Origin of the sequence: Kribbella orskensis (assembly GCF_004342085.1) — a bacterium.
Taxonomy (GTDB): Bacteria; Actinomycetota; Actinomycetes; order Propionibacteriales; family Kribbellaceae; genus Kribbella; species Kribbella orskensis.
In genome coordinates this window covers 736,096-762,156 of the sequence record NZ_SLWM01000002.1, presented here as the reverse complement: position 1 = coordinate 762,156, position 26,061 = coordinate 736,096, and the positions used below count along the sequence as shown (strand labels likewise).

The following is a 26,061-nucleotide window of genomic DNA, read 5'->3' as shown; positions in this document are numbered from 1 at the left end:
GGCCGTTGCCTTCACCCCCTACCTGGGCGGTCTGGCGGACGACCGACCGTCACGACGACAGCGCTGCTGGCGACAGCGACCTGGTTGACGACCGCGCTGATGGCCGACTGGATGCGGCGCACCGGTCGGCGGGGGCGATGGAGGTCCTGATCCGCCGGTTCACCTACCGGACGTCGTCGGCCTCGATCTCGGCGGTGTAGGAGGTGATGCCGACCAGCCAGCCCTGGACGAACTCGTACACGTCGCAGGACCGGACGAACGAGCCCTGCCACCTCGCGTCGACGTACTTGGCGACGGTGTCGACGGCGACCGCGTCGGTCCCGACCACGCTCTTGAACCGGAGGAACTGGGTCGACGTGCGGGACAGTTGCTCGAGGGACTGCTCGCAGGCGACCTTCACCTGGTCGGGTCCCTCCAGCCGGGCGGCGCCGACCAGCACCCACTCGACCTGCGGGTGGAGATAGTCGTAGACCTCCCGGAACCGGTGGCTCGAGAAGGCCTCGGCGATCTGCTGGATGGTGGGCATCCTGGTGTCCCTTCGCTGCGCGTCCGGCCCACATTCTCACCACGGCGCCGCCGGAGGGTGAAACCAGGCTGGTGTGTAATGGCGGCGTGACGAGCGGGCAGCAGCGGACGGAGGACGGCTCCAGACCAGACGGTTCCAGACCAGACGGTTCGGGGCCCGACGGGCCGGACGGCCGGCTCCGCCTGGGCCGGGTGGGTAAGGCGGTCCGGATCCTCGTCGCGCTGGCCGGGATCGGGCTGCTGATCAACGGCTCGGTGCACGCCACCGACGACGTCTGGCCGTTCGGCCCGATGTCGCAGTACGCCGGGGCGGTGGCCGACGACGCGTCGATCACCTACACCCGGATCAGCGCGCAGACCGACGCCGGCACCACGGTCGACGTACCGCTGAACATCGAGGGCGCCGGGGTGGCCCGGGCCGAGATCGAGGCGCGGACCGGGGAGATCGTCGCGGACCCGTCGCTGCTCCAGTCGGTCGCCGACGGGTGGGCGCGCAAGCACCCGGACCAGCCGAGGTACGTGAAGCTCGAGCTGATCCGGGACACCACCACGCTGGTGAAGGGCCGGGTCGAGGGCCCGCCGAAGTCCGAGGTCCTCGCCACCTGGCAGGTGCGCCGATGAGCGCGGAAGCCACCCGGACGCAGAGAGCCCTGAACTGGTTCACCCCGGCGATCGCGCTGGCCCGGATCGCGTGGCTGCGGACGATCCTCTACCTGTTCGTCATCCTCGACATGCACGCGTTCGTGCGTGACACCCGGCTGAAGGGCGAGCACCCCGGGCTCTACCAGCCGCTGTTCCTGGCCCGGCTGTTCGACCTGCCGAAGCCGTCCGTGGCGAACACGACCACCCTGTACGTCGTACTGATCGTCGCGTGTCTGGTGGCGTCCACCAACAGGTTGCCGCGGCTGGCCGGCTGGATCGTCGCCCCCGCGTTCACCTGGTGGGTGCTGATCGGGATGAGCGACGGCAAGGTCGACCACGACCACCTGGCGCTCGTGGTCGCGCTCTGGGTGCTGCCGACGGTGGCCCCGCGTACCAAGGGCTGGAACTGGAATTGGCGCCGGGAGGTCTCGCCGTACGCGGACCAGACCAGGTCCGAGGCGGCCGGCTGGGCGATCAAGTGCGTCCAGATCTCGGTGATCTCCACCTACTTCCTGTCCGCGATCGCGAAGCTGCGCGGCTCCGGGTGGACACTGGCCTGGCCCGGGAGCGCGATCCTGACCTGGGCGATCGTGCGGCGGCCGCATCCGGTCGGCGAGTGGCTGCTGCACCACCCGTGGATGCTGCACGTGATGCAGTGGGTCGGGATCATCGGCGAGTTCCTGTCCCCGGTGATCCTCTGGCTGAAGGGCCGCTGGCAGTTGCTCGGGGCGCTCTTCTTCATCGGGTTCCATCTCGCCAACACGGCGATCCTGCTGATCCACTTCCTGCCGACCGTGGTCTGCTGGCTGGCGTTCGCGCCGATGGAGCGGATCGTGCCCTGGTTCAAGCAGCGCTGGGGCCCGAACAGCTCAGACAGCTCGAGCAGTTCAGCCGGCGACGCCGGAGAGGCCGAAGACCAGGCCGAAGAGGGCCGGCAGGCCAAGGAGCAGGCCGGCGCGTAGCCGGAAGCGGCGGCCGCCGGGGCCCGGAGTACGGACCACTCGGGACAGCACCGCACCGGCGTACCCGAAGACGAACGCGGCGAGCAGGATCTGCTTGGTCGGCAGGGTGCCGTCGGCGTCGGTGAGGGCGAGCGTGACCAGGCCGGGGCAGCAGAAGGCGAACATGCCGAAACCGAGCTCCGGGATCGGCAGCCAGCGGCGCCCGAGGACGTCCAGCTCGGCGGGTCGCTTCTGCTGGACCGAGCGGACGAACCGGGCCGTGCTGAGCAGCAGGTCACTGGCGCAGAGGAGCCCGGCCACGATCAGGGCGGCGTGGAAGATCGTCTGCACCCGACGAAGATTAGTCCTCCGGCGTACTGGTTTGACGCGGCAGGGCGCAAGCGGGCGTGCCGCCGGGCATCCTCTCCCGGGTGTTCGCGATCAGCCGGTAGACGCCCGCCGCCAGCCGGCGCACCGGTGGGAGCGTGATCACCGTGCCGAGCACCCGCCAGGCGCCGCCGCTGTGGATCAGCCACCGCGCGAACGCCTGCGCGCCGCCGTGGATCCGTCCGGCCTGGTCCACCCAGAGCACCTCGTACGACGCCCGCTCCGCGGTGGTCCCGTACGCCGCGAGGTCGGTGAACTGCCAGGGCTCCACCAGCACGCTGCCGCCCAGTTTTCCCTGCAGCCAGCGGGCGCTCGTCGTACAGAAGGCGCAGTCGCCGTCGAAGATCAGGATCGGGGTCTGGATCGGACTCTGGATCGGACTCGGGGCCACAGCTGTACGGTACGCCGAGGCCGGTTTCGCCGGAGGCGCCCACCAGGACGTAACGTCTGCTTAACAGAGCCGGGGCAGACTGTGTGAGGCTCGCTCGACAACTGTTTCCCGACGCATGAGAGGTGGACTCGCCGATGGACAAGCAGCAGGAGTTCGTGCTGCGCGCGCTCGAGGAGCGCGACGTACGGTTCGTGCGGCTCTGGTTCACCGACGTGCTCGGGTTCCTGAAGTCGGTGGCGGTGGCGCCGGCCGAGCTGGAGGGCGCGTTCGCCGAGGGGATCGGCTTCGACGGCTCCGCGATCGAGGGCTTCGCCCGGGTGACCGAGGCGGACATGCTGGCCAAGCCGGACCCGTCGACGTTCCAGATCCTGCCCTGGCGGGGCGAGACGATGGGCACCGCCCGGATGTTCTGCGACATCAACATGCCCGACGGCTCGGCCTCCTTCGCCGACCCGCGGCACGTGCTGAAGCGGACCCTGTCGAAGGCGGCCGACCTCGGCTTCACCTTCTACACCCATCCCGAGATCGAGTTCTACCTGTTCAAGTCGCTGACCGGCGCGCCCGGCACGTACCCCGAACCGGTCGACTCCTCCGGGTACTTCGACCACACCCCGCAGGGCATCGGCAACGACTTCCGCCGCGAGGCGATCACGATGCTCGAGTCGATGGGCATCTCGGTCGAGTTCAGCCACCACGAGGGCGGCCCGGGCCAGCAGGAGATCGACCTGCGGTACGCCGACGCGCTGAGCACCGCCGACAACATCATGACCTTCCGGGTGGTGGTGAAGGAAGTGGCGCTGAGCCAGGGCATCTACGCCTCGTTCATGCCGAAGCCGCTGAGCGACCAGCCGGGCTCCGGGATGCACACCCACATGTCGCTGTTCGAGGGCGACCGGAACGCGTTCTTCGAGGGCGGCGCGCAGTACCAGCTGTCCAAGACCGGCCGCGCGTTCATCGCCGGGCTGCTGCACCACGCCTCCGAGATCACGGCCGTCACCAACCAGTGGGTGAACTCCTACAAGCGGCTCGCGGTCGGCGACGAGGCTCCCTCGTTCATCTCGTGGGGCCACAACAACCGCTCCGCGCTCGTCCGGGTGCCGATGTACAAGCCGCACAAGGGGCAGTCGAGCCGGGTGGAGTTCCGCTCCCTGGACTCCGCGGCGAACCCGTACCTCGCGTTCGCGCTGATGCTGGCGGCCGGGCTGAAGGGCATCGAGGAGGGGTACGAGCTGCCCCGCGAGGCCGAGGACGACGTCTGGTCGCTGACCAGCCGCGAGCGTCGTGCGCTCGGGATCAAGCCGCTGCCGAGCAGCCTGGCCGAGGCGATCCAGGCGATGGAGGACAGCGAACTGGTCGCCGAGACCCTCGGCGAGCACGTCTTCGACTTCTTCCTCCGGAACAAGCGCGCCGAGTGGCAGGACTATCGCCGCCAGGTGACGCCGTTCGAGCTGAACAAGCTGCTGCCCGTCCTGTGACCGATCCCCTGCGACGGAGTCGCAGATAGTTACTGCTTGCCGCGTTATAACGGTAAATAGTTTCCTGATCGGACACCTAGAGGTCGTCCGGGTCGCGTGGGATGTCGTCTCATGCGGCGATGGATGACGTTCTTCGGTCTGGTGTTCTTCCTGCTCGGTTTCGGGGTGAGCACCGCCCAGGCGCACGTGATCGCGTCGACGGGGTACTCGACGGTCACCCAGGACGGCCAGCAGGTGAACTACCTGCTCAGCCTGGAGTACGACGTACTGGCCCGGGCGGTCGATCTCGGCGCACCCGCGACCGACGACGACCACCGCAAGCAGGCGCTCGAGGGTGCCAGGGACCGGCTCGAGGTGTACCTGAACCCGCGGGTCGTCGTCTCGCTCGACGGGGCCGCGTGTGAGCCGGTGCTGCAGAGCACCTCGGTCTCGCAGCGCGCGCAGAAGGCGTACGCCGAGCTCGCGCTGACCTTCTCCTGCGCCGGGTCGCAGGGGTCGTACCACCTGCAGTACAAGGTCTTCGAGGACTCCGAGGCCGTCGCCGACGATCACACCAACCTGGTCGAGTACCACTTCGGCGACCGGACCGGCCGGACCGTGTTCGACCGCAGCCACCACGACTTCAGCCTCGGTGACAGCTCGATGGTCACGTCCAGCGTGCAGTTCGGCAGGATGGGCGTGGAGCACATCCTGCTCGGCCTGGACCACGTGCTGTTCGTGATCGCGCTGATCATCGGCGCCAAGAACTTCCGCAGCCTGCTGCAGGTCACCTCGACCTTCACCCTGGCCCACAGCGTCACGCTGATCTCCACCCTGCTCGGTGGGATCAGCGTGCCCACCATCGTCGTCGAGCCGCTGATCGCGCTGTCGATCGCGTTCGTCGCGGTGGAGAACCTGCTCGGCTCCACCCGCCACCGGTTGCCGGTGGTCTTCGGTTTCGGTCTTCTGCACGGTCTCGGCTTCGCCGGGTCGCTGCGGATCACCGATGAAGTCAGCGCAGACCTGCTGGTCTCGCTGCTCAGCTTCAACGTCGGCATCGAGACGGGCCAGGCGCTCCTGCTGGTCGCGGTCTTCCCGTTGCTCCTGCTGGTCCGGAAGACCAGCTTCGGGGTGCCGGCGCAACGTACGGCGACAGGGGTCGTCGCCGCCTTCGGCCTCTTCTGGTTCGTAGAAAGGTTCTTCCTCGCATGAGTCCCCTTTTGGGCAAGCCCCGTCCCGGCAAGCCCCGCTCCGATCGACCGCGGATCGGTACCTGGCACAAGGTGCTCTACGGCACCACGGCCGGGCTGACCGCGCTCGTCATCGGGGTGCCGCTGACCGGCGTGATCGCCGACGCGGTCGACGCGCCCAGCGCCACCATCTCCGGCACGGTCTTCGAAGACCGCGACAACGACGGCCGGATCGACAACGACGAGATCGGCCTGGCCGGCGTCAGCGTGTCCGACGGTCAGCAGATCGTCGTCACCGACCTGCAGGGCCGCTACACCTTCCAGTCCGACACCGAGCGGCGTGACGTCGACCTGGTCTTCGTCACCCAGCCGGCCGGCTACTCCGTCGGCACCGACGACAACATGACGCCGAGGTTCTACCGGAACCTCGGCTCGCTCGCCGCCGGTGACACCCGCGAGGTCAACTTCGGCCTCCGCAAGGACAAGGCCTCGGCCGACGGCGGCTTCACCTTCGGCAACGTCGCCGACCCGCACGTCAACGCCCAGCTGCCCGAGCAGATCGAGGAGATCAACTCGACCAAGCAGCACCTGGCGTTCATCCAGGTCAGCGGCGACCTGACGAACAACGCCACGGACTCGGAGTTCGAGTTCTACAAGGCGGGGACCGCGGGGTCGAAGGTCCCGGTCTGGCCGGCCGTCGGCAACCACGAGTACGCCGCCGGCAGCACCTACGCCGCGCGGATCAACAACTACCGCAAGCACGTCGGCCCCGAGTGGTACTCCTTCGACTACAGCGACCGGCACTTCCTGGTGCTGGAGAACAACGGCGCCGCGCCGTTCGCCGAGCAGCTGGAGTGGGTCAAGACCGACCTCGCCCAGAACGTCAGGAACGGCAAGCACCTGGTGGTGCTCACCCACCAGCCGATGAACGTGCCGTTCGGGTCGCCCTCGGTGTACGACGAGTTCGGCAAGGTGCTGGAGCAGTACGGCGCCGAGTTGATCCTGGTCGGCCACGAGCACTCGAACGACGTCGAGCCGAAGAGCGACTTCGCCGGCACCGCGAAGCACATCCAGACGGTGTCGAGCTCGTACACGATCGACAACTCGCCGCGCGGGTTCCGGTTCATCAACATGAACAACAAGACCTTCGACAACCCGTTCCGGATCTACGGCGCGGAGAAGGACCTCACCATCGTGAGTCCGGCTCCGGGCACGTCGGTCCCGCTGGACAAGTTCCCGGGCATCCAGGTCAACGCGTACGACACCACCGACGCGCCGGTGAAGGCGCAGTTCCGGGTCGACGGCTCGCCCTGGAAGCCGCTCAGCTCGACGGGTGAGTTCACCTGGTACGCCGACCTGCCGGCAGGAGTGAACATCGGCAACCACACGATGGACGTGGAGGTGTTCGACAAGACCGGCGCCTCCTGGAAGACCTCGTCGAAGTTCACCCTCACCAACGAGAAGGCGATCAAACCGGTCGGCGGGGCGAACTGGTCCCAGCACCACGGCGACGCGTCGCACGCGGGTGTCGCGGCCGACGCCATCAGCCCGGGGCAGCGGCTGGCCTGGTCGTACCGGACCAAGGGCACCTTCCTGACCGGTTCGCCCGCGATCGTCGACGGCGTCGTGTACGCGGGGACGCGGGACGAGAACGGCGAGGGCAACAGCGCGGTGCACGCGGTCTCGCAGATCACTGGCAAGAAGCTTTGGAGCTACACGGTTCCTTCCTCGGTGCACGGCAGCATCGCGGTCTCCGGCGGAATCGTCTACGTGCCGACGCTGCGGGGCACGCTGTTCGCCCTGGACGCGAAGACCGGCACGCTGTTGTGGCGCAACGACCCCCAGGGGGCGCCGGAAGGCAACAACCAGCGCACCTACGGCTACTACGGAGTGACGGTTGCCGATGGCAAGGTTCTGTTCCCGTACCAGACCCGCTTCGGCGAGGCGGCGGCCGGCATCCTGCTGGCGCTCGACGCCAAGACCGGTCAGCGGATCTGGGCCTCGCCGATGGCCGGCAACACGATGAGCGACGGTACTCCGGCGGTCGCGGACGGCCGGGTCTACGTCGGCAACCAGGACGGCAGCGTCGTGATCGCCTACGACCTGAAGACCGGCCAGAAGCTGTGGACCGGCACGGACACCCTCGGCGGCTGGCAGGACGGCATCCCGTCGGCGGCTGACGGCCGAGTGTTCATCGGCTCGAACAACGGCATCGTCGCCCGCGACGGAGCCACCGGTGCGGTTCTGTGGAGCTACACGAGCTCGCATCCGTCCCTGGTCAGCAGCGGAGCGACCCCGTCCGCGGCGACGATCAAGAGCAACACCGTCTACATGTCCTTCCCGAGCGGCGCGGTGACCGCTCTCAACGCGACCACCGGTGCGGTCATCTGGGACCAGTTGCTGCCGGGTTCGCAGTACCGGGGTGGGTCCTTCACCTCGCCGGCGCTGTCCGGCAACACGCTGTTCGTGGGCGCCAACAGTGGCGGCTTCTACGCGCTCGACGCCGGGACGGGTCAGCCGCGCTGGCAGCAGAACATCGGCACCTGGGTGTCGGCGGGTCCCGCGGTCAGCGGCAACACGGTCGTCGTCGGTGCTCTCGACGGCAACCTGTACGCCTTCACCCCGGGCGGTACGGCGGTCGCGCCGTGGCCGGTCGTGACCGGCAATGTGACGAACAAGACCACCGGAGCACCGGCCGCCAGTACGACGGTCACCGTGGTGCAGGGTGGTTCGGCCATCGGGTTCACCTCGACCGATGCCGCTGGCAACTACCGGGTCGGGCTGCCGCAGGGGCCGGGCAGGTACACCGTCCAGGTGGCGCAGCTCGGCTTCGGCACGGCGGCCAAGGAGCTCGAGGTCGGCGCCGGCGGAGCGACCGGGATCAACCTCGAGATCTCGCCGGTGAACGTCGACGCGAGCATCGGCAAGCGGCTGCCGAGCGGCCTGGTCGAAGGCGGACCCGGCGACATCGTGATCGAGAACAAGCACCTCGCGATGGCGATCGCCAAGGTCTACAACGACCCGCAGCTGCCGCAGTCGACCACCGGCAAGGTGCTCGACATGGCGATCACCGGTCAGCCGGACCAGCTCGACTGGATCAACCTGCCGTACGTGAGCACCGCCGAACCCGTCGGCGGCAACGCGTGGCAGCAGCTGCAGACCCGGTCGAACGACGTACAGGTCGTCGAGAACACCGGTGAGAAGGCGGTCGTCCGGGTCACCGGCACTTCGGCCGAGCACCCCGGGCTGAAGATCGTCACGACGTACACGGCGACGGCGGACGACCAGTTCATCACCGCGGCGACGACGTTCAGCAACGACTCGGCGGCCGCGCTGTCGGTGTGGGCCCGCTGGATCGGGCAGGCCGGCACGGGTGCGGACAACCAGACCTACGGCCTGGTCTACAGCGCGGCGAGCGGGCCCTTCACCGGGTACTCGCAGAGCAACTTCACGATGAGCAAGTTCAAGCTGGAGATCCCGGCCGGCGGTGACCACACGATCACCCGCAAGCTCGTGGTCGCCTCCAACGGCGGAGCGGCGGACAAGTTCGCCGTCCTGAACCAGATCCCCGCCGAGTAGTCCATCGCGAGGTAGTCCTCGCGGTGTAGTCCTTCGCCGTCCGGGGGATCTCTCCTCAGATCCTCCGGACGTGCGGGCTCGTGTCCAGCGCCGGCTGCCAAAGCCGGCGCTGGCGCGCGTTGCAGCCGGTGTTGCTTCGTCCGGCTGAGTCCAGGTTGCCGTGTTCGTGGAGCTCAGGCGGGTTCGTGGAGCTCGGTGGCGGTGCGTTCGTGGGCGGACCAGCGGGCCGCCGCGGTGGAGTGCCGGTACGGCGGGAGCTCGTCGGCTCCGAGCGGGCGGATCGAGGTCAGCCCGGTGATGTCGAGCTCGGCGGGCCGCTCGATCACCGGGGTGCCGTCGGGTGCGAGCGCATGCACCTCCTCGAGCGTGAAGAGACCGACAGGGCGGACTCCCTCGGTGACCACCACGATCCCTCCCGGCACCACCTGCTGGGCCCGGTGGCCCGGCCCGGGGATCAGGATCCCCTCGGCGGATGATCGCCAGGCGCCCGGCGCGAACCGGCGCAGCGCGACTCCGGCCTGGCCCTCCTCGGCCGTGCGCGGCGGTAGAAAGGCGGTTGCTGTGTAGTCGTAGTCGTAATCCGGCTCAGGCGGCCCGGACACTCGCCCGCCCTGCTGGGGCGTCAACCAGACCACCGTGCCCCGGACAGCGAGCGACCCCGTCATCATGACCATAACCAGCCATCATGCCGACTACGGACCGAATCTGCCAAGCAACTCCGTGTGTCGGACCGAGCGCTGTCCGCAACCCCTCCGATCCGGCCGCGCGGCGACCGAGACATCTCGCAGCCAGGGGAGTGGGCGACTCACGGGCGGTGAAGGCGGTCTGGCGGTCCCACTAGGCTGGCGAGGTGGCGGAGGCGCGGAGAGTATCGGGTGAAGGGCGGCTGGCGAGGGCGGGATTCGCCGATCCGCAGCGAGCCGCGAAGATGCTGGACCGGCTCGACGAGTTGGACGTCCGCAGTCCGATGGCCAGCGACCAGGTGGTCACCTCGCTCTCGGAGTCGGCGGACCCCGACCTCGCGCTGACCGGCCTGCTCGGGATGGCCGAGGCGCTCGACCAGAACGACCACGACCTCGCCGCGTTCGCGCGCACCCTCGACGTGGACCCGGACTTCCGGCGGCGGCTCATCTCCGTGCTCGGAGCGAGCGAGGCGCTCGGCCGCCACCTCGGCGTACACCCGCGGCACTGGTACGACCTGGCCGATCCGGCGCTGGCGAGCTCGCACCCGACGCCGGACGACGTGGCCGCATGCCTGGCCACCGCGGTCGACGCGGAGAACCCGGTGGACGCGCTGCGGGTCGAGTACCGCCGCCTGCTGCTGAGGTTGGCGGCGCGCGATCTGGCCGAGGGACTCCTTGTCGACGAGGTGGCCGCAGTACTGGCTGACCTTGCCGGGGGTGCGCTGGAGACGGCGTTGCACATCGCGCGGAACGACTACTTCAAGGGGCACCCCGAGGCTGCCGACTGCCGGCTCGCGGTGGTTGCCATGGGCAAGTGTGGCGGCCGCGAGCTGAACTATGTGAGCGACGTGGACGTGCTGTTCGTCGCGGAACCGCTGGACGGCGAGCTTGAGGCGCCCGCGCTGAAGACCGCCACCCAGCTGGCGTCGGCGGCGATGCGGATCTGCTCGGCGCACACCGCGGAAGGCACCCTCTGGCCGGTCGACGCCGCGCTGCGTCCGGAGGGCAAGTCCGGTCCGTTGGTCCGGACGCTCGACAGCCACCTCGCCTACTACCAGCGGTGGGCCAAGACGTGGGAGTTCCAGGCCCTGCTCAAGGCCCGGCCGGTCGCGGGTGACGCCGAGCTGGGCCGCGCGTACGCCGAGAAGACGGACGAGCTGGTCTGGTCGGCCGCGGACCGGGAGGGATTCGTCGACGACGTCCAGGCGATGCGCCGACGGGTCGTCGACCACATCCCGGCTGCTGATATGGACCGCCAGCTGAAGCTCGGCCCGGGTGGACTACGCGACGTGGAGTTCGCAGTACAGCTGCTGCAACTCGTGCACGGGCGCAGCGACGACTCGGTGCGGAGCGGGACGACGCTGATCGCGCTGGAGCAGTTGACCAGCCACGGGTATGTCGGCCGGACCGACGGCGCGATGCTCGCGGACGCGTACCGGTTCCTGCGGTCGATGGAGCACCGGATCCAGCTGTACCGGCTGCGGCGTACGCACTCGGTTCCCGATGACGATGACGACCTGCGCAGGCTCGGGAGGTCGCTGGGCTTCACGAGGAACCCGATCACGGACCTGGTCGCAGCGTGGAAGAAGCACGCGCTGGAGGTCCGCCGGCTGCACGAGAAGCTCTTCTATCGGCCGCTGCTCGCCGCCGTCGCGCGGATCCCCGGCGGCGAAGTACGGCTGACACCAGAGGCCGCCAAGCAGCGGCTCACCGCACTCGGGTACGCCGATCCGGCGTCGGCGCTGCGCCACATCGAGGCCCTGTCCGAAGGGGTGTCGCGGCGTTCCTCGATCCAGCGGGCGTTGCTGCCGGCCATGCTCGGCTGGTTCGCCGAATCGCCTGACGCCGACGCCGGGCTCCTCGCCTTCCGGACCATCTCGGACGCGCTCGGCTCGACTCCGTGGTACCTCCGGCAGTTGCGCGACGAAGGCGCCTCGGCCGAGCGGCTAGCGCACCTGCTCGCCAGCGGCCGGTACGCCGTCGACCTGCTGCAGCGGGCCCCCGAAGCGACGGCGATGCTGGCGGACGAGCGGGAGCTGACCCCGCGCAACCCGGAGTCCCTGCTGTCGGAGATGTCCGCAGCGGGCAAGCGGAAGGACGAGCCCGAGGCGGCCGTGGCGGCGATTCGCGGCGCGCGGCGGCGCGAGTTGTTCCGGGTCGCGGCGGCGGATCTGTCCGGGCTGCTGGAGGTCGAGGAGGTCGGCGAGGCGCTCACGACGATCTCCGTCGCGACCCTGACCGCGGCGCTGGAGGTCGCGCGGAGGACCGTGTCCAAGGGCGAACCCGAGCCGACCCGAATGGCGATCGTCGCGATGGGCCGCTTCGGCGGGCACGAGCTGAGCTACGGCAGCGACGCCGACGTGATGTTCGTGCACGACCCGCTGCCGGGTGCGTCCGAGAAGGCGGCCACCGACTTCGCGACCCAGGTGGCGACCGAGCTGCGGCGGTTGCTCGCCCTGCCCGGCGCCGATCCGGCCGTCGCGGTGGACGCGGATCTCAGGCCGGAAGGCCGCCAGGGACCGCTCGTCCGCACGCTTGCTTCCTACGCCACGTACTACGCGCGCTGGTCGGCTGTGTGGGAAGCACAGGCTCTGCTCCGGGCGGATCCGCTCTGCGGTGATCCCGAGCTGTGCGACACCTTCCGCTCACTGATCGACCCGCTGAGGTACCCGGCCGACGGCGTCCGCGAACGCGACGTGATGGAGATCCAGCGGATCAAGGCCCGCGTGGATGCCGAACGCCTGCCGCGCGGCGCCGACCCCGCGACCCACACGAAACTCGGCCGCGGCGGCCTCGCCGACATCGAGTGGACCGTGCAACTGCTCCAGCTGCGCGAGGCCCACCGAGTGGAAGGCCTCCGCACGACCAGAACCCTCGGCGCCCTGCGCGCCGCCGTCGACGTAGGCCTGGTCGAGCCGCCGGACGCCGACATCCTCAGCCGCGCCTGGGAGATGGCAACCCGCATCCGCAACGCCATCATGCTCGTCCGAGCCCGCCCCAGCGACTCCCTCCCAAGAGACCCCCGAGACCTAGCCGCCGTAGCCCAGATCTGCGGCTACAACGCCGGCGAAACCAGCCGCTTCACCGATGACTACCTCCGCCGAACCCGCCAGGCGCGGAATGTCGTGGACCGCTTGTTCTGGGGTGATTGAGGCCCGCTCAGGACAGCGCGGCAACCCACTCGTCGTGGTGCCGCTCGATGTACTCCGCGGCTGGGCCCCAGTGGGCGGCGTGACCTTCGGAGTACAGACGTGCCCAGGGCTGCTCGCCGCTCTGATGCCCCCGCCGGAGCAGGTCGAACATGCCGCGAGTGTGGGCTGCGATCTGGGCAGGCAGTTCGCGACGCCCTGCAGCGTCCAGGCCGTATCCGTCCACCAAGGCGCGCAACCGCGGTGCATCCACCGCCGGATCGCCAGCGGGCAGGAACGGCACGAAGCCGTGGGCCGCATAGCCGAGATCCCACAACCGTGATCCCGGTCCGGCGCCGTCCCAGTCGATGAACACCCACCGCTCGCCGTCCCGTACCAGGTTCCACGGCGCGAGATCGTGGTGGCAGATGAGCGTGCCTTCTGCCGGATCCGGGATCGGGACGTTCCATACGACGTCGTCCGGTGGCTGGAAGTCCTCCATCGCGTCGTGCAGCTCACGGATCAGCCCGCCGAGCTTGTGGAGCTCGGTCGGAGTGAGCGGCGGCGAAGTGTCAGCCAGCCGCCCGGGGATGTACTCCACGACGTGCCGCCCTTGCCCGTCGCGGCCCAGGGTGCGGGGCGACGCCGGAAAGCCCGCGAGATGCTCCAGGACGGCCTCGACCCCCGCCGTCGACGGAGTAGCCGGCTTGCGCACAGTCCGGCCGATCCGGACAACCTCGCCGGAGACGTTCCCACCGGTCAGCACCTCTTCATCCAACTCCACCCGCCCATCCTCACCGATCGACAAGCTCACTCCACCGGACGCCAAACAACGGCTGTCAGCAGCTGCGCTGGCACCGGCTGTACCGAAGGACAGGAAGAACTCGCTCGTGGCGTCAACCTCCACGCCTTCTGAGGGGGGTTGAGGGCGCACGGAGAACGCAGTACCTCCTGTCGATCCGTACGCCGCTCGCCCGTCCTCAACGAAAACCGGGCGGTCGCCTCCACCTTCAAACACCGCTCCACTCACCGAGGGCAGACCACCCGCACCCACGAAATGCGGGACGCCCGGGCGACTACCTGGTTGTTGCTGACGAGGCGGGCTGGAGCGGGCGTCGGAGGAGGCTGCGTGGGGGCTCACATAGGATTGCGCGGTGGAGACGGTGGATGAGGTTCGGCAGGCGGGGGTGTTCAGCCATATCCGGCGGAGCGTTCGGATGACGGTTGGGCAGCAGCGGGTTTGGGATACGCACTGGGGTGAGTTGGGGCGGAAGCTCGAGGAGTTGCCCGCGGGTGAGGTCGATCTGGCGGGCTGGTTCGGGCGGGAAGCGTCTGTGGTGTTGGAGATCGGGTCGGGGATGGGGGACGCGACGGCGCAGTTGGCCGCGCGGGCGCCGGACGTCAACCACCTGGCGGCCGAGGTTTACCCGGCCGGGCTTGGGCAGTTGATGTTGTGGGTGGAGAAGTACGAGCTGGAGAACGTCCGGCTGCTGCACGGCGACGCGCTCGACTTTCTGCGAGACCACCTGCCGCCGGACTCGCTGGCCGGAGTACGGGTGTTCTTTCCTGATCCCTGGCCGAAGAAGCGGCACCACAAGCGGCGGCTCATCACGCCGAGGTTCGTCGCGTTGCTGGCCTCGCGGCTGGCGCCGGGCGGAAGGTTGCATCTGGCAACGGACTGGCAGGACTACGCGGAGCGGATGCTGGCGATCTGCACCGCCGAACCGTTGCTGCGCAACGAGTACGACGGCTGGGCGCCGCGACCCGACTGGCGCCCGATCACCAAGTTCGAGTCCCGCGCCCATGCCGAGGGCAGGATCTGCCACGACCTGATGTTCACAAAGGCTGCTTGAACCTCCAGGACCGGCGCTACGAAGTCCGTGACGTGAAGCTCCAGTGCCCGGCCGGCACTGTGTAGATGGTGTAGCCGTCCGCGAACGCAGGCTCACCTGCGAAGGGCGCAGGCACCGCCGTCACGTCGGAGATGGCGGCCGAGGGCACGTGCACCTCGGCAGTCGAGCCGACCGGCACCTGGACCTCGAGCTGGAACACCCGTCCGACCCGCCGCCACGAAACGGCCACCCGCCCGCGCACGGTGTCGGTACGCAGCGCGGCCGAATCCACCTGCTCCCGGCCGTCGGGCCGAACCAGGATGCGCTCCCACCCGTTGCTGAGATTGCGCAGACCCGCGACGTTCTCGAGCAACCATTGCGCGACCGTGCCCTGGAAGTAGTGGTTGCGCGACCGGGTGTCGGTCTCCCACATCTCCCACATCGTGTCAGCGCCCTGGTCGAACCAATAACCCCAACTCGGGTACGTCCGCTGCAGCGCCACCTTCGCCGCCACATCGGCATGCCCGTACGCCGTCAGCACCGGAAGCAGTACTACGACGCCGAGACATCCCGTGTTGAGGTGGAACCCGCGCTCCTCGATGTCGGCCACCAGGTTCGCCACAACCTGCGGAACCACCTCATCCGGCACCAGCCCGAAGGCGAGCGGCAGCGCGTTCGAGGTCTGCCGGTAGTCCGGGTCCAGATCTGACCGATAGACCCCGGCCGATCGGTCGAGGAACGCATGGTTGATCCCGTCGGCCAGTTCACCCGCGGCCTTCCGCAGGCGATCCGCCTCGCCGGTGTGCCCGAGGAGTTCGCCGATCTCGGCCACCGAGATCACCGCGCGATACAGGTACGCCGTACCGGTGAGGCGGCGGTCTTCCGGTGGGGGACCGGACGGGTATCCCGGCGGGATCCAGTCACCCAGCACGCTCAGGGACAACCCGTCCTCGACCCGGCCGAGCTCGTAGTCGACGTACCGCAGTACGGCGTCCCAGTGCTCGGCGAGCAGCCGCTCGTCGCCGTACCAGCGGTGCATCTCGCGCAGGATGAACGGGTAGACGGTGGACCACTCGGTCGCCGGGGAGAGCTCGGTGAATCCCCAGTCGCCGGTCGGCACGATCACCGGCAACTGGCCGGCCTCGTTCTGGCTGTCGCGCAGGTCGCCGAGCCACTTGGTGAAGAACCGTGACATGTCGAGGGTGCCGGCCATCGTGGGGGAGCCGACCTGGGCGTCACCCGTCCAGCCGTTCTTCTCCAGCTTCGGAGTGTCGGTCGGGATGCCGTGCAGGTTGTTCAGCACGGTCCGCCGCATCGCTTGGTCGATCTGCTCGTACAGCGGCTGGCTCGCGGAGAACCGGCTGATCTCCCGGACGTCGGAGTGCACCACCCGCATCGTCACCGCGCCGAGCGTCGGCTCACCGGGGAAGCCCTCGAGCTGCACGTAGCGGAATCCCTTGTAGGAGAAGCGCGGCTCCCACTCCTCCACCCCGTTGCCAGCGGCAATGAACTCGTCACGCTGGAACCGGGGCTTGTGGACATGCTTGTTCTCGGCGAAGACGGTGCCGTCAGCAAGCAACCACTCGCCGTGCTCCAGGCTGATCCTCGTCCCCTCGGAAGCGTCGACCCGGAGCTTGGTCCAGCCCGCTGTGGTCCGACCGAAATCGGCCACCCAGACACCCGGACGGGGCTGCGTGAACGAGACCGGAGCAACGTCCTCGATCACCCGGATCGGCTCGTGCTCCTGAGCGCGGAGCTGGCCGCGCGGCGCGGGCAGCACGAGCGCCGCGGTCCACGAGCCGTCATCGAACCCGGGCGCGTCCCAGCCGACCGGATTCAACCGGGAGTCGTAGGTCTCACCGCAGAAGAGCGAGTCGGACCGCGTCGGTCCGTCGGTCACGCGCCACGCGTCGTCGGAGCGGATCTCGGTCACGCTGCCGTCGGTGTGCTCGATGACCAGCCGGGCCAGCAGCCTCGGCTCGGCGTTCCACGGGGTCTGGTGCCAGCGCCAGGTGTTCGGTGTGCTCAGCCCGAAGAAGCCGCGGCCGAGTTCGGCGCCGAGCACGTTGTCGCCGGTCCGCAGCAGCCCCGTCACGTCGTGAGCGACGTAGAGCACGGTGTCCTCGTAGTCGGTGAAGCCCGGGTCCAGCACCGCATCGCCGACGCGGAGCCCGTTCACCCTCAGCTCCTGGTACGCGAGCCCGCTGGCATAAAGCCGGGCGCGCTCGACGGGAGCCGTCAGAGCGAAGGCTCGGCGCAGCAGCGGCGCGGGCACGTCCTCGTCGCGGACCTCCTCGCGGGCGCCGATCCACTGCGCGTCCCCGAAGCCCTCCGCCAGCAGGCCCGTCTCGAACCACGTCGGCCCACTCCACCGACCGCCCCGCTCGACGCCGTCCCAGAGCCGGACCGCCCAGTGGTACCTCGTGCGCGGGGCCAGCGCGGGCCCGTCGTACTCGATGCCGAAGGTCTTCGCCGAATCCACCTGCCCGGAGTCCCAGACGTCCGCGGTCTCGGGCGTCAGCAGCTCAGGCGCCGACGCCACCAGGAGCTGGTACGCCGACTGGGTGGCTCCATAGCCGGGCGCCGAGGCGATCCACCCGAGCCGGGGCCGGGCGACGTCCGTGCCCAGCGGGCGGTCGGCGTACTCGGCGGTGAGCTTGTCCGCGGTCAATGGTCCACCAGGGGTCCAGCTGTCCGGGGCAACAGGCATCAGGCGAGCTCCTCAACATGGCGGGCAGATCCCGGAGGACCGTATGCAGCCTGCTCCCGTTGGGGCAACAGCCATGTCCTGATCTGGACAGTTCAGGACCGAGGGGTGAGAGCGATCGCCCAGAGCCGGTCCGGGACCAGCTTGGCCGCCTTCATCAGCAGCGCCATCTGCCACGGGAACACGATCCGGGCCGACTGCTTCGCCATCCCGTCGGCGATCGCCCGGGCGGCTTCCGGCGCCTTGATCATGAACGGCATCGGGAACGCGTTGTCCTCGGTCATCTCGGTCTCGACGAAACCCGGGCAGACGGTCAGCACGTCGATGCCGTCCGGGCGCAGGCCGGCTCGGAGCGACTCGAGCAGGTTGATCTGTGCGGCCTTGGTCGCGCCGTACGCCTCGGCGCCGGGCAGACCGCGGTAGCCCGCGACCGACGAGATGCCGACGATCATCCCGGCCCGCTGGGCCTTCATTCGCGGGATCAGCTCGCCGAGGCAGTTCGCCATCCCGCCGAGGTTCACGTCCAGGTGCCGGTGGAACGACTCGACATCGAACTCGCTCATCTGCTTCCAGTAACCCGCGCTCAGTACCGCGATGTCGATGCCGCCCAGTTCGGCCTCGACCTCGGCCACCGCCTCTTCGACGGACGACCGGTCGGTGATGTCGCAGGTGACCGCGGCCATCCACTCGCCCGCGACCTCCTTCAGCGCGTCGCCACGGCGGGCCGACACGGCGACGTGCGCGCCGCGGCGGCACAACTCCTCCGCGAGCGCGGCGCCGATACCCGAGGAGGCGCCGATGACCCAGATCCTGCGGCCGGCGAGTTCCACGATCAGTCCTTCCTGGCCAGAGCCAGCTGAGAGACCCCGAGGTATCCGGCGCGGAAGCCGGCCTCGGAGTACGCGAGGTAGAACTCCCACATCCGCCGGAAGACGGCGTCGAAGCCGAGGTTCGCGACGTCGGCAGCGCGCGACGTGAAGCGGTCGCGCCAGAGCCACAGGGTGTGCGCGTAGTCGGGCCTGAGGTCGCGGCGTTCGACGACCTCGAGCCCACCCGCGGTCGCCGCGATCTGGTCGATCGCGGTCAACGAGGGAATCAGTCCGCCCGGGAAGATGTACTTGTGGATCCAGCCCTGGGCGTGCCGGGTGGCTAGCAGCCGGTCGTGCGGCATGGTGATCGACTGCAGCCCGAACCGACCGCCCGGCGCGAGCAGCCGGTCGACGGTCGCGAAGTACGTCGGCCAGTACCGCTCGCCGACCGCTTCGATCATCTCGACGCTCACGACCGCGTCGTACTGGCCCTGTACGTCGCGGTAGTCGCGCAGCTCGACCGTCGCGTTGACACCGGCGTCGGCGATCCGCTTGCGGGCCAGATCGCGCTGCTCGGCGGAAAGTGTGACGGAGGTGATCGTCGCGCCGCGCTCGGCGGCCTGGATCGCGAGCTGTCCCCAGCCGGTACCGATCTCCAGCACCCGGCTGCCCGCGCGGACGGCGGCGAAGTCGAGGACGCCGTCGATCTTGCGCCGCTGGGCTTCCGCGAGCTCGCCGAACCCGTCGGTCGGTGCGGAGAACCACGCCGACGAGTACGTCATGGTGGAGTCGAGGAAGGTGGCGAACAGGTCGTTCGAGAGGTCGTAGTGCCGGGCGATGTTGGCCCGAGCGCCCTGCCGGTCGTTGTCCTCCGACGAAGGCATCCGCTGCTCGATCAGCTTGCGGAACCGCTGCAGTACTGGCGGTACGAGGTGGCTCAGGCGGCTCGCGAACACGCTCAGCAGGTCGGCAAGGTCCGTGCCCCTACCGGCTCGCCAGTTGCCGGCCATGTAGGACTCGCCGAAACCGATCTTGAGGTCGGCGCCGATCCGGTGGAAGAAGCTGTCCGAGACGATCTCCATCACCGGCGCGCCGGCACCACCCGCGCCGAGCCGTCGGCCGTCCGGGAGCAGCACGACGACCGGTAGCTCGCGGACCGCCCAGCGCAGGATCTGCCGTGCCGCGGCCGCCCGCACCGGGCTGTACGGCGTACGGGCGACGGCCGGCCAGTGTTCGACATCGACGAGTTGCAGGGTGCTCATCAAACTCCATCCGGTGGGACATGCCGGCGACGCTCGATCACTGGCAACCGGCGGAGCCAGAGCCAGACACCATGCATTCGGATCAGTGCCCAGATCTGATAGGCCGGGAACGGTGTGCGCAGAGCCACACCCAGCCGGTGCATCCACCGCGCCGGACGGGTCTTCCCGGTGAAGGCGGCGGAGAAGACCCGGTGGTCGTGCTGGGTCAGGTCGATCGCCACGGCCACCCGCTCGGGGTCAAGCCGCAGCGTCACCTCGTACCGCCCGGCCACCGGGAAGAACGGCGACACGTAGAACTCCTTGCCGAGCGTGAACCGGTCGGCGCTGTCCGGGCGGGCCAGTTGCGCGTGACGTTCGCCGTACGTGTTGTGGATCTCGAGGACGACACATCGCACCGCACCGGTCGAGGTGAGACACCAGAACACGCTCAGCGGATCGAAGACGTAGCCGAGGCTGCGCGCGTTCGCCAGCATCACGACCCGGTCGTCCGGGGCGAGCTGGACACCGTGCGCCGCAGTGAACGTGGCGACGTTCTCCTTCAGCGACGGCCCTTTGCCGAGGTGGTCGGCCGCGGAGAAACGCCGCCGCGGCAGGTGGTCGAGATCCACCAGCCACTGGTACGTGCGGTAGCGGAATCGATGGCGCACCGGCATCCGGCGGGAGTGGCTGACCTGGCCGACCACGAGGGCCGGCAACTGGGGGAGTGCTACCACGAAGCGCCGAGCCTCTCGGCCGCGTCGGCGCCCGAGCGGCAGCCGTCCTCGTGGAACCCCCAGCCGAGATGGGCCCCGGCGAAGGCAAGCCGCACCCCGCCTGCGGCTCGCAACGCCGAGGCGGCCGCGACCGACTCCGGGGTGAACACCGGGTGGGCATAGCTCATCCGCGCCGTCGCCCTGGCCGGGTCCACCCAGCCGTCGGGGTTCAAGGTGACCAGGTGCTCGTCGGCGCTCTGCAGGCCCTGCAGCCGGTTCATCCAGTAGCTGACCAGCACCTGCGGCTCGTCCGTGGCGCAACCCCGCATGCGGTAGTTCCACGAGGCTCGTGCGCGGCGCGATGCCGGTAGGACGGATGTGTCGGTGTGTAGCCAGGTCGGATTGACCGAGTAGCGGAACGCGTCGAGCAGCGACTTCTCTCCCGGAGTGGCGTCCGCGAGCAGGTCGAGCGCGGTGTCGGCATGCGTCGCCACGACAACCTTGTCGAACTCCTCGGTCCGGTCGGTGATCACCTCGACCCCGTCGTCGTGCCGCAGTACTGCGCGAACCGGCGCCGAAGTCCGTACTGCGCTGACCCGGGCCGTCACCGCGTCGACGTAGCTCCGGGAGCCACCGGTGACCGTGCGCCAGCGGGGCGCCCCGCCGACCGAGAGCATGCCGTGGTGCTCGAGGAAGCGGAACAGGTATCGCGCCGGGTAGAGCGCCGCATCCGCCGAACCCGCCGACCAGACACAAGAAACCAGCGGTACGGCGAAGTGGTTCGCGAAGTACGGGGAGAAGCCGCGGGTGCGGATGAAGTCGCCCCAGGTGAGCCAGTCGTCGTCGGAGTCGAGGACGGTGCGGGCCTCGCGGTGGAAGCGCGGAACCTCGGCGAGCATCCGCAGGAAGCGGGGATCTGCCGCGCGCCGCGCCTGGCTGAACAGCGAACCCGCGCCACGACCACCGGCGTACTCGAGTCCGCAGCCGTCGCAGTGCACGCTCATGCTCATCTCGGTCGGCTGGGTTGCGACGCCCAGTTCGCGGAAGAGCCGGAGCAGGTTCGGGTAGGTGCGCTCGTTGTGCACGATGAAGCCGGTGTCGATCCGCAGTGACTGCCCGGCGGAGTCCGTCACGTCGTGCGTGTGGGCATGGCCGCCGGGCCGGTCGTCGGCCTCGAAGAGGGTGACGTCGTGGGTCCGGTGCAAGACATAGGCCGCGGTCAGGCCCGAGACCCCGGAACCCACGACCGCGGCGCTGGGACGCTGGCCGCTCATACCGGAAGCCTTCCAGCTGCATAAGTTTGGAACAATTTTGAACCAGTCATGCAGGAACTTCGGAGCCGATCGGTCCGGTGATGGGTGATCGGCGGACAGTGCGGATCTGTCTCAGTAAGTGATTTGTCGTCTCGGATCGTGAAACCACAGCCCGTTGATGGACTTTCTCCGGTTTCATGGTGTGCATGCAGGTCACCGCCAACCGACCAGCCGACGCGCTCACCCGCCGTCGGCACGTCGACCTGCTCCGCGTCGCCTCCGCGACCTGTTGACCTTCGGCACTTTCTCAGCCCGCTGTCTGAAGTCCTTCTCCAGCCTGCTCTGAACTCCGCCCGCGACCGTGGTCGCCCGCACCTCCGAGGGTTTCCCTGTGAGCATCACCAGCTTCCGTCCTGCCCGCGTTCTGGCGGCCTCCGCCGCCCTTCTCTCCCTCGTCGCCGCCGTGGCCGGCTGCTCCCGCGCCGACAGCGACGAGACGCCCGCCGCCTCGAGCGACAAGGGCCCGGCCACCGAGCTGCGGCTCGGCTACTTCCCGAATGTCACCCACGCGGCCGCGCTGATCGGCCTCGACAAGGGCCTGTTCAGCAAGGAGCTCGGTACCACCAAGCTCGTGCCGACCAAGTTCAACGCCGGTCCGGAGGCGGTCGGCGCGCTGCTCGGCGGCTCGCTGGACGCCTCGTTCATCGGCTCCGGCCCGGCCATCAACGCCTACGCGAAGTCGAACGGCGAGGCCGTCCGGCTGATCGCCGGCAGCACGTCGGGCGGCGCCCAGCTGGTGGTTCGGCCGACCATCACCAAGCCGGAGGACCTGGCCGGCAAGACCGTGGTCACCCCGCAGCTCGGCAACACCCAGGACGTGTCGCTGAAGAAGTGGCTGGCCGAGAAGAACCTGACCGGCAAGGTCAAGGTGACCAACCTGGAGAACGCGCAGACGCTGGACGCGTTCAAGAACGGCGAGGTCGACGCGGCCTGGCTGCCGGAGCCGTGGTCGTCCCGGCTGGTGCTCGACGCCGGCGCGAAGGTGCTGCTGGACGAGGCCGAGCTGTGGCCGGACGGCAAGTTCCCGACCACCGTGCTGATCGTCCGCACCCAGTTCCTGCAGGAGCACCCCGAGTCGGTCAAGCAGTTGCTGACCGGCCTGGTCGCGGCGATCGACTTCAGCAACACCGACAAGGCCGCCGCCAAGACGGTGGTCAACGACCAGCTGAAGGAGCTGACCGGCAAGGCCCTGAAGCCCGCCGTGATCGACCGCGCCTTCAGCAAGATCGAGGTCACCGCCGACCCGATCGCCGCGCAGTTCCCGCAGCTGGCCAAGGACCAGGTCACCGCCGGGATCGCCAAGGAAGCGCCGAGTGTCTCGGGATTCGCCGACCTCGGCCCACTGAACGACGTACTGACGAAGGCCGGCAAGCCGACAGTCGATGCCGCCGGTCTCGACACGAAGTAGCCAGTGTTCTGCGCCGCAGCGCCCACAGGTGCTCCGGTTCCGCGACGAGGAGGCAGACGATGACCGCGACAGTCGAAGCCAGCGAGACGACCATCACGAGTGGCACCGAGGTACGGCCGGTGCGGTTCCACCAGGTCGGCAAGGCCTTCGGGCACGGGCAGAAGACCGTGGTCGCGCTCGACCAGGTCGACCTGGACGTGCACGTCGGTGAGTTCGTCTGCCTGCTCGGCGCGTCGGGTTGCGGCAAGACCACCCTGCTCAACCTGGTGGCGGGTCTGGATCAGCCGACCAGCGGCCGGATCGAGCTGAACTCCTCGCGTCCCGCTGTGGTCTTCCAGGAGCCCGCGCTGATGCCGTGGCTGACCGCCGCCGGCAACGTCGAGCTCCCGCTGCGGATGGCCGGCGTACCGAAGGCCGCTCGGCGTGCGAAGGCCGCTGAGCTGCTGGAGCTGGTTCGGCTGGCGGGGCTCGGGGACAAGCGTCCGCACGAGCTGTCCGGTGGCATGCGGCAGCGGGTCGCGCTGGCGAGGGCGCTCGCGTCGACGACGGACAACACCGGCTCCGGAGCCGGCAAGCCCTCGCTGCTGCTGATGGACGAGCCGTTCTCCGCCCTCGACGCGATCACCCGCGACGTGTTGCAGGGCGAGCTGTTGCGCATCTGGCGCGCCACCGGGACGGCGATCCTCTTCGTCACGCACGACGTCCGCGAAGCGGTCCGGCTCGGGCAGCGCGTCGTGCTGCTGTCCTCGCGGCCGGGCCGGGTCGTGCGGCAGTGGGATGTGGACGACCTGTCCGGCGCGGGGGAGACCGACGCAGTCGATGAGATCAACGCGGAACTGCGGAAGGTGATCAGCAGTCATGCCGCAGCCTGAGAGCACCGGCCTTCGGGACCGTACGGCGGACGATCAGTACGCCGGGTCGGTCAGGGCCGGGCTGGATGCGCTCGACACCCCGGTCAACTCGGCTCAGGGGAGCCTCCTGTGGCGGATCGTCGGCAAGGTGCTGCCGCCGATCGCCGCCATCGTGCTGCTCGTGCTGGTCTGGCAGCTCCTCTGGGCGGCGGCGTTCTGGCCCGAGTTCAAACTGCCCGCACCGGTTGACGTGTGGTCGCAGATCTGGCAACTGGTGACCACCGGGAAGATCCTCGAGCTGTTCTGGGTGTCGGTGCACCGGGCCGTGATCGGATTCGCGATCTCGCTGCTGATCGCCGTACCGCTGGGGCTCGCGATCGCCAACATCACCGTCGTCCGGCGCGGTATCGGTCCGCTGGTGTCGGGGCTGCAGAGCCTGCCGTCGGTGGCCTGGGTGCCGGCGGCGATCCTGTGGTTCGGGCTGAACGACCGGGCGATCTACTGGGTCGTCCTGCTCGGCGCCGTCCCCTCGATCGCCAACGGCCTCGTGTCCGGGCTCGACCAGGTGCCGCCGATCCTGCCCCGGGTCGGCAAGGCGCTCGGAGCCGGTCGTCTGGGCGGGATCAGGTACATCCTGCTGCCGGCCGCGCTGCCGGGCTTCCTCGGCGGACTCAAGCAAGGCTGGGCTTTCTCCTGGCGATCGCTGATGGCCGCCGAGCTGATCGCCACCTCGCCCGATCTCGGCGAGGGCCTCGGGCAGTACCTGCACAACGGCATGTCCCTGTCCGACATCTCGATGGTCTTCGCCGGAGTCCTGATGATCTTCGTGGTGGGCGTCGGCATCGAACTGCTGGTCTTCCGCCCCTTGGAGAACTCAGTACTCCGCGCCCGCGGCCTCACCCGGGCCACCTGACCCCGCCGCCCCAAGGAGCAATGCTTGCGACGTCTCATCCTGATCGCCCTGCTCGGCTCGCTCGCCCAACTCGTGACGCCCGCACCCTGCTCAAGGGCATCGGCGTCGCCGAAGGCCGATGCTGACATGTCAGGACGGGCGGCACGCATTGTGATGTGGGCGCGCCGGTCCGATCTCGTCCGTAGCCGTACTGTTGGAGCGTGGTCCGATTTCTGCCGTTCCTGATCAGCCTGGTGCTCAGCGTCTATGCGCTCTTCTCCTGCATCCAGACCCGCGACAAGGACGTTCCCTACCTGCCCAAGCTGGTGTGGATCGTCCTGATCGTCTTCGTGCCCTTCGTGGGCCCGATCGTCTGGCTGCTGGTGTCCCGCACGGACGGAGTCAGACGCGAGCGCAACACGCGGCCGGTGAAGCCGACGGCCCGCCCGGTCGCGCCCGACGACGACCCGGACTTCCTGGCGTCGCTCGAGCGGTACCGCGATCCGCGCACCACCGTGCGGCCGCCGAAGCCCGGCGAGCCCGGCGAGCCCGCGAACAAGGACAAACCCGCCGCTGACGACCAGCCCGGCGATCCGGCCCGGGACGGCGTCCAGGACGAGGTCCACCCGGACAAGCCGAACGAGAAGTCCAAGGGGAACAAGTCCAAGGGTGGCAAGGCGAAGGACGAGACCGAGTCGGAAGCACCGACCGAGTCCGACGACGGCAAACCCTGATCGCGTCACCGCGCCGACATCGCCTTGACACGCCGAGCCTGGTCGCGCCAGTGCGCCGCGATACGCGCCCAGCAGCTGCTTGCGACCGCGCAAGGTCTACCGACACGCCCTGGTGGATGATCGACCTCCGCGCGGGTGAGGCTGCTGGAGGTCGGAGCCGGGCCCGGCCGGTGCGCGGCCGGACCCGGATGGGTCGGGGTGGTTCAGCTCCCGGCGGCCGTCAGGCGGACTTCCTGTGTTCGGCGAGTACGACGTTGTCCCGTTCGGATTCCGTGGTGCCACCCCAGACGCCGTACGGCTCCCCGACGGAGAGCGCGTGCTGGCGGCATTCGGGCTGGACCGGGCAGGTCCCGCAAAGTGACTTCGCCACCATCTCGCGAGCGCGTTTGCGAACGCCACGCTCCGACTCGGGGGAGAAGAACAACTCCGGGTTGACGTCGCGGCAAGCGGCTTGCGACTGCCAGTCCCACAGATCCATGAGCGGGCGGGGTAGGCGAGGCATCCCTCTCGACATGGCAACCTCCTTGACTCACCGTGAGCGCGGACGGGCGCTCGGTGAAAACTATGCTCAACTCATGCGTAGTTCAACCCTTGTTGTCTCGAACTTCGGTCGACTTGTTATCGGCCCGTGGCGATTCCTG

General features: G+C 69.1%; 23 protein-coding genes. 12 read left to right on the top strand and 11 right to left on the bottom strand.

Annotated features, from left to right (window positions below; translation table 11 throughout):
* Positions 1-163 precede the first annotated feature (163 nt).
* A complete protein-coding gene (locus tag EV644_RS08555; protein ID WP_132187719.1) occupies positions 164-526 on the bottom strand; it encodes a nuclear transport factor 2 family protein in 363 nt (120 codons plus the stop codon).
* Between the two features lie 86 nt (positions 527-612).
* On the opposite strand from EV644_RS08555, the gene EV644_RS08550 reads away from it, so the two are divergent.
* The gene (locus EV644_RS08550; protein WP_241997937.1) at positions 613-1,146 is read left to right on the top strand and encodes a hypothetical protein; all 534 of its coding nucleotides are present in this window, start codon (positions 613-615) and stop codon (positions 1,144-1,146) included.
* Positions 1,143-2,129 carry an HTTM domain-containing protein gene (locus EV644_RS08545; RefSeq protein WP_132187720.1) on the top strand — a complete coding sequence of 329 codons (987 nt, stop codon included), beginning with the start codon at positions 1,143-1,145 and terminating at the stop codon, positions 2,127-2,129. The genes EV644_RS08550 and EV644_RS08545 overlap by 4 nt, the downstream gene beginning before the upstream one ends.
* Here EV644_RS08545 and EV644_RS08540 read toward each other — a convergent pair.
* Together EV644_RS08540 and EV644_RS08535 are read right to left on the bottom strand one after the other, a co-directional pair.
* A complete protein-coding gene (locus EV644_RS08540; RefSeq protein WP_132187721.1) occupies positions 2,055-2,459 on the bottom strand; it encodes a hypothetical protein in 405 nt (134 codons plus the stop codon). The genes EV644_RS08545 and EV644_RS08540 overlap by 75 nt on opposite strands.
* 10 nt (positions 2,460-2,469) lie before the next feature.
* Entirely contained in the window at positions 2,470-2,886 is a 417-nt protein-coding gene (locus EV644_RS08535; protein WP_241997938.1) for a thiol-disulfide oxidoreductase DCC family protein, read from the bottom strand.
* Positions 2,887-3,020: 134 nt separating this feature from the next.
* Between EV644_RS08535 and glnA the strand changes: the two genes are divergently transcribed.
* The 3 genes from glnA to EV644_RS08520 all read left to right on the top strand — a co-directional run bounded on the left by glnA (position 3,021) and on the right by EV644_RS08520 (position 9,109).
* The gene (gene glnA, locus EV644_RS08530) at positions 3,021-4,361 is read left to right on the top strand and encodes a type I glutamate--ammonia ligase (protein ID WP_132187722.1); all 1,341 of its coding nucleotides are present in this window, start codon (positions 3,021-3,023) and stop codon (positions 4,359-4,361) included.
* A gap of 123 nt (positions 4,362-4,484) precedes the next feature.
* A complete protein-coding gene (locus EV644_RS08525) occupies positions 4,485-5,552 on the top strand; it encodes a HupE/UreJ family protein (protein WP_132187723.1) in 1,068 nt (355 codons plus the stop codon).
* Positions 5,549-9,109 (top strand): outer membrane protein assembly factor BamB family protein, encoded by a 3,561-nt coding sequence (locus EV644_RS08520; protein ID WP_132333346.1) that lies wholly within the window; start codon positions 5,549-5,551, stop codon positions 9,107-9,109. The genes EV644_RS08525 and EV644_RS08520 overlap by 4 nt, the downstream gene beginning before the upstream one ends.
* A gap of 173 nt (positions 9,110-9,282) precedes the next feature.
* On the opposite strand, the gene EV644_RS08515 is transcribed toward EV644_RS08520, so the two are convergent.
* Positions 9,283-9,783, bottom strand: a complete 501-nt coding sequence (locus EV644_RS08515; protein WP_132187725.1) for a hypothetical protein — start codon at positions 9,781-9,783, stop codon at positions 9,283-9,285.
* Positions 9,784-9,959: 176 nt separating this feature from the next.
* Here EV644_RS08515 and EV644_RS08510 point away from each other — a divergent pair, with 176 nt between their 5' ends.
* On the top strand, positions 9,960-12,944 hold the full coding sequence (locus EV644_RS08510; RefSeq protein ID WP_132187726.1) for a bifunctional [glutamine synthetase] adenylyltransferase/[glutamine synthetase]-adenylyl-L-tyrosine phosphorylase: 2,985 nt from the start codon (positions 9,960-9,962) through the stop codon (positions 12,942-12,944).
* Between the two features lie 7 nt (positions 12,945-12,951).
* Here EV644_RS08510 and EV644_RS08505 read toward each other — a convergent pair whose 3' ends face one another.
* Positions 12,952-13,704, bottom strand: a complete 753-nt coding sequence (locus EV644_RS08505; RefSeq protein WP_199239690.1) for a phosphotransferase enzyme family protein — start codon at positions 13,702-13,704, stop codon at positions 12,952-12,954.
* Between the two features lie 433 nt (positions 13,705-14,137).
* On the opposite strand from EV644_RS08505, the gene trmB reads away from it, so the two are divergent.
* Entirely contained in the window at positions 14,138-14,773 is a 636-nt protein-coding gene (gene trmB, locus EV644_RS08500; RefSeq protein ID WP_241997939.1) for a tRNA (guanosine(46)-N7)-methyltransferase TrmB, read from the top strand.
* Positions 14,774-14,789: 16 nt separating this feature from the next.
* Here the strand turns inward: trmB and EV644_RS08495 are convergent, their stop codons facing one another.
* The 5 genes from EV644_RS08495 to EV644_RS08475 all read right to left on the bottom strand — a co-directional run bounded on the left by EV644_RS08495 (position 14,790) and on the right by EV644_RS08475 (position 21,496).
* Positions 14,790-17,462 carry a family 78 glycoside hydrolase catalytic domain gene (locus tag EV644_RS08495; RefSeq protein ID WP_132187728.1) on the bottom strand — a complete coding sequence of 891 codons (2,673 nt, stop codon included), beginning with the start codon at positions 17,460-17,462 and terminating at the stop codon, positions 14,790-14,792.
* A gap of 92 nt (positions 17,463-17,554) precedes the next feature.
* The gene (locus tag EV644_RS08490; protein ID WP_132187729.1) at positions 17,555-18,289 is read right to left on the bottom strand and encodes an SDR family NAD(P)-dependent oxidoreductase; all 735 of its coding nucleotides are present in this window, start codon (positions 18,287-18,289) and stop codon (positions 17,555-17,557) included.
* 2 nt (positions 18,290-18,291) lie between these two features.
* Entirely contained in the window at positions 18,292-19,530 is a 1,239-nt protein-coding gene (locus EV644_RS08485; RefSeq protein ID WP_132187730.1) for an SAM-dependent methyltransferase, read from the bottom strand.
* Positions 19,530-20,243: a DUF1365 domain-containing protein gene (locus EV644_RS08480; protein ID WP_241997941.1), complete on the bottom strand. Its 714-nt coding sequence runs from the start codon at positions 20,241-20,243 to the stop codon at positions 19,530-19,532. Before EV644_RS08480 ends, EV644_RS08485 begins: the two co-directional genes overlap by 1 nt.
* Entirely contained in the window at positions 20,237-21,496 is a 1,260-nt protein-coding gene (locus tag EV644_RS08475) for an NAD(P)/FAD-dependent oxidoreductase (protein WP_132187731.1), read from the bottom strand. The genes EV644_RS08480 and EV644_RS08475 overlap by 7 nt, the downstream gene beginning before the upstream one ends.
* Positions 21,497-21,672: 176 nt before the next feature.
* Between EV644_RS08475 and EV644_RS47695 the strand changes: the two genes are divergently transcribed.
* From EV644_RS47695 to EV644_RS08455, 5 genes are all read left to right on the top strand, one after another.
* A complete protein-coding gene (locus EV644_RS47695; protein WP_363704822.1) occupies positions 21,673-21,768 on the top strand; it encodes a putative leader peptide in 96 nt (31 codons plus the stop codon).
* A 98-nt stretch (positions 21,769-21,866) separates the two neighbouring features.
* Positions 21,867-22,943 carry an ABC transporter substrate-binding protein gene (locus EV644_RS08470; RefSeq protein WP_132187732.1) on the top strand — a complete coding sequence of 359 codons (1,077 nt, stop codon included), beginning with the start codon at positions 21,867-21,869 and terminating at the stop codon, positions 22,941-22,943.
* Between the two features lie 59 nt (positions 22,944-23,002).
* Complete coding sequence (locus EV644_RS08465) at positions 23,003-23,815, top strand: ABC transporter ATP-binding protein (RefSeq protein ID WP_132187733.1); 813 nt, start codon at positions 23,003-23,005, stop codon at positions 23,813-23,815.
* On the top strand, positions 23,802-24,707 hold the full coding sequence (locus EV644_RS08460; protein ID WP_132187734.1) for an ABC transporter permease: 906 nt from the start codon (positions 23,802-23,804) through the stop codon (positions 24,705-24,707). Before EV644_RS08465 ends, EV644_RS08460 begins: the two co-directional genes overlap by 14 nt.
* 200 nt (positions 24,708-24,907) lie before the next feature.
* Positions 24,908-25,420: a PLD nuclease N-terminal domain-containing protein gene (locus EV644_RS08455; RefSeq protein WP_132187735.1), complete on the top strand. Its 513-nt coding sequence runs from the start codon at positions 24,908-24,910 to the stop codon at positions 25,418-25,420.
* Between the two features lie 220 nt (positions 25,421-25,640).
* On the opposite strand, the gene EV644_RS08450 is transcribed toward EV644_RS08455, so the two are convergent.
* The gene (locus EV644_RS08450) at positions 25,641-25,934 is read right to left on the bottom strand and encodes a WhiB family transcriptional regulator (RefSeq protein WP_012920258.1); all 294 of its coding nucleotides are present in this window, start codon (positions 25,932-25,934) and stop codon (positions 25,641-25,643) included.
* Positions 25,935-26,061: the final 127 nt, after the last annotated feature.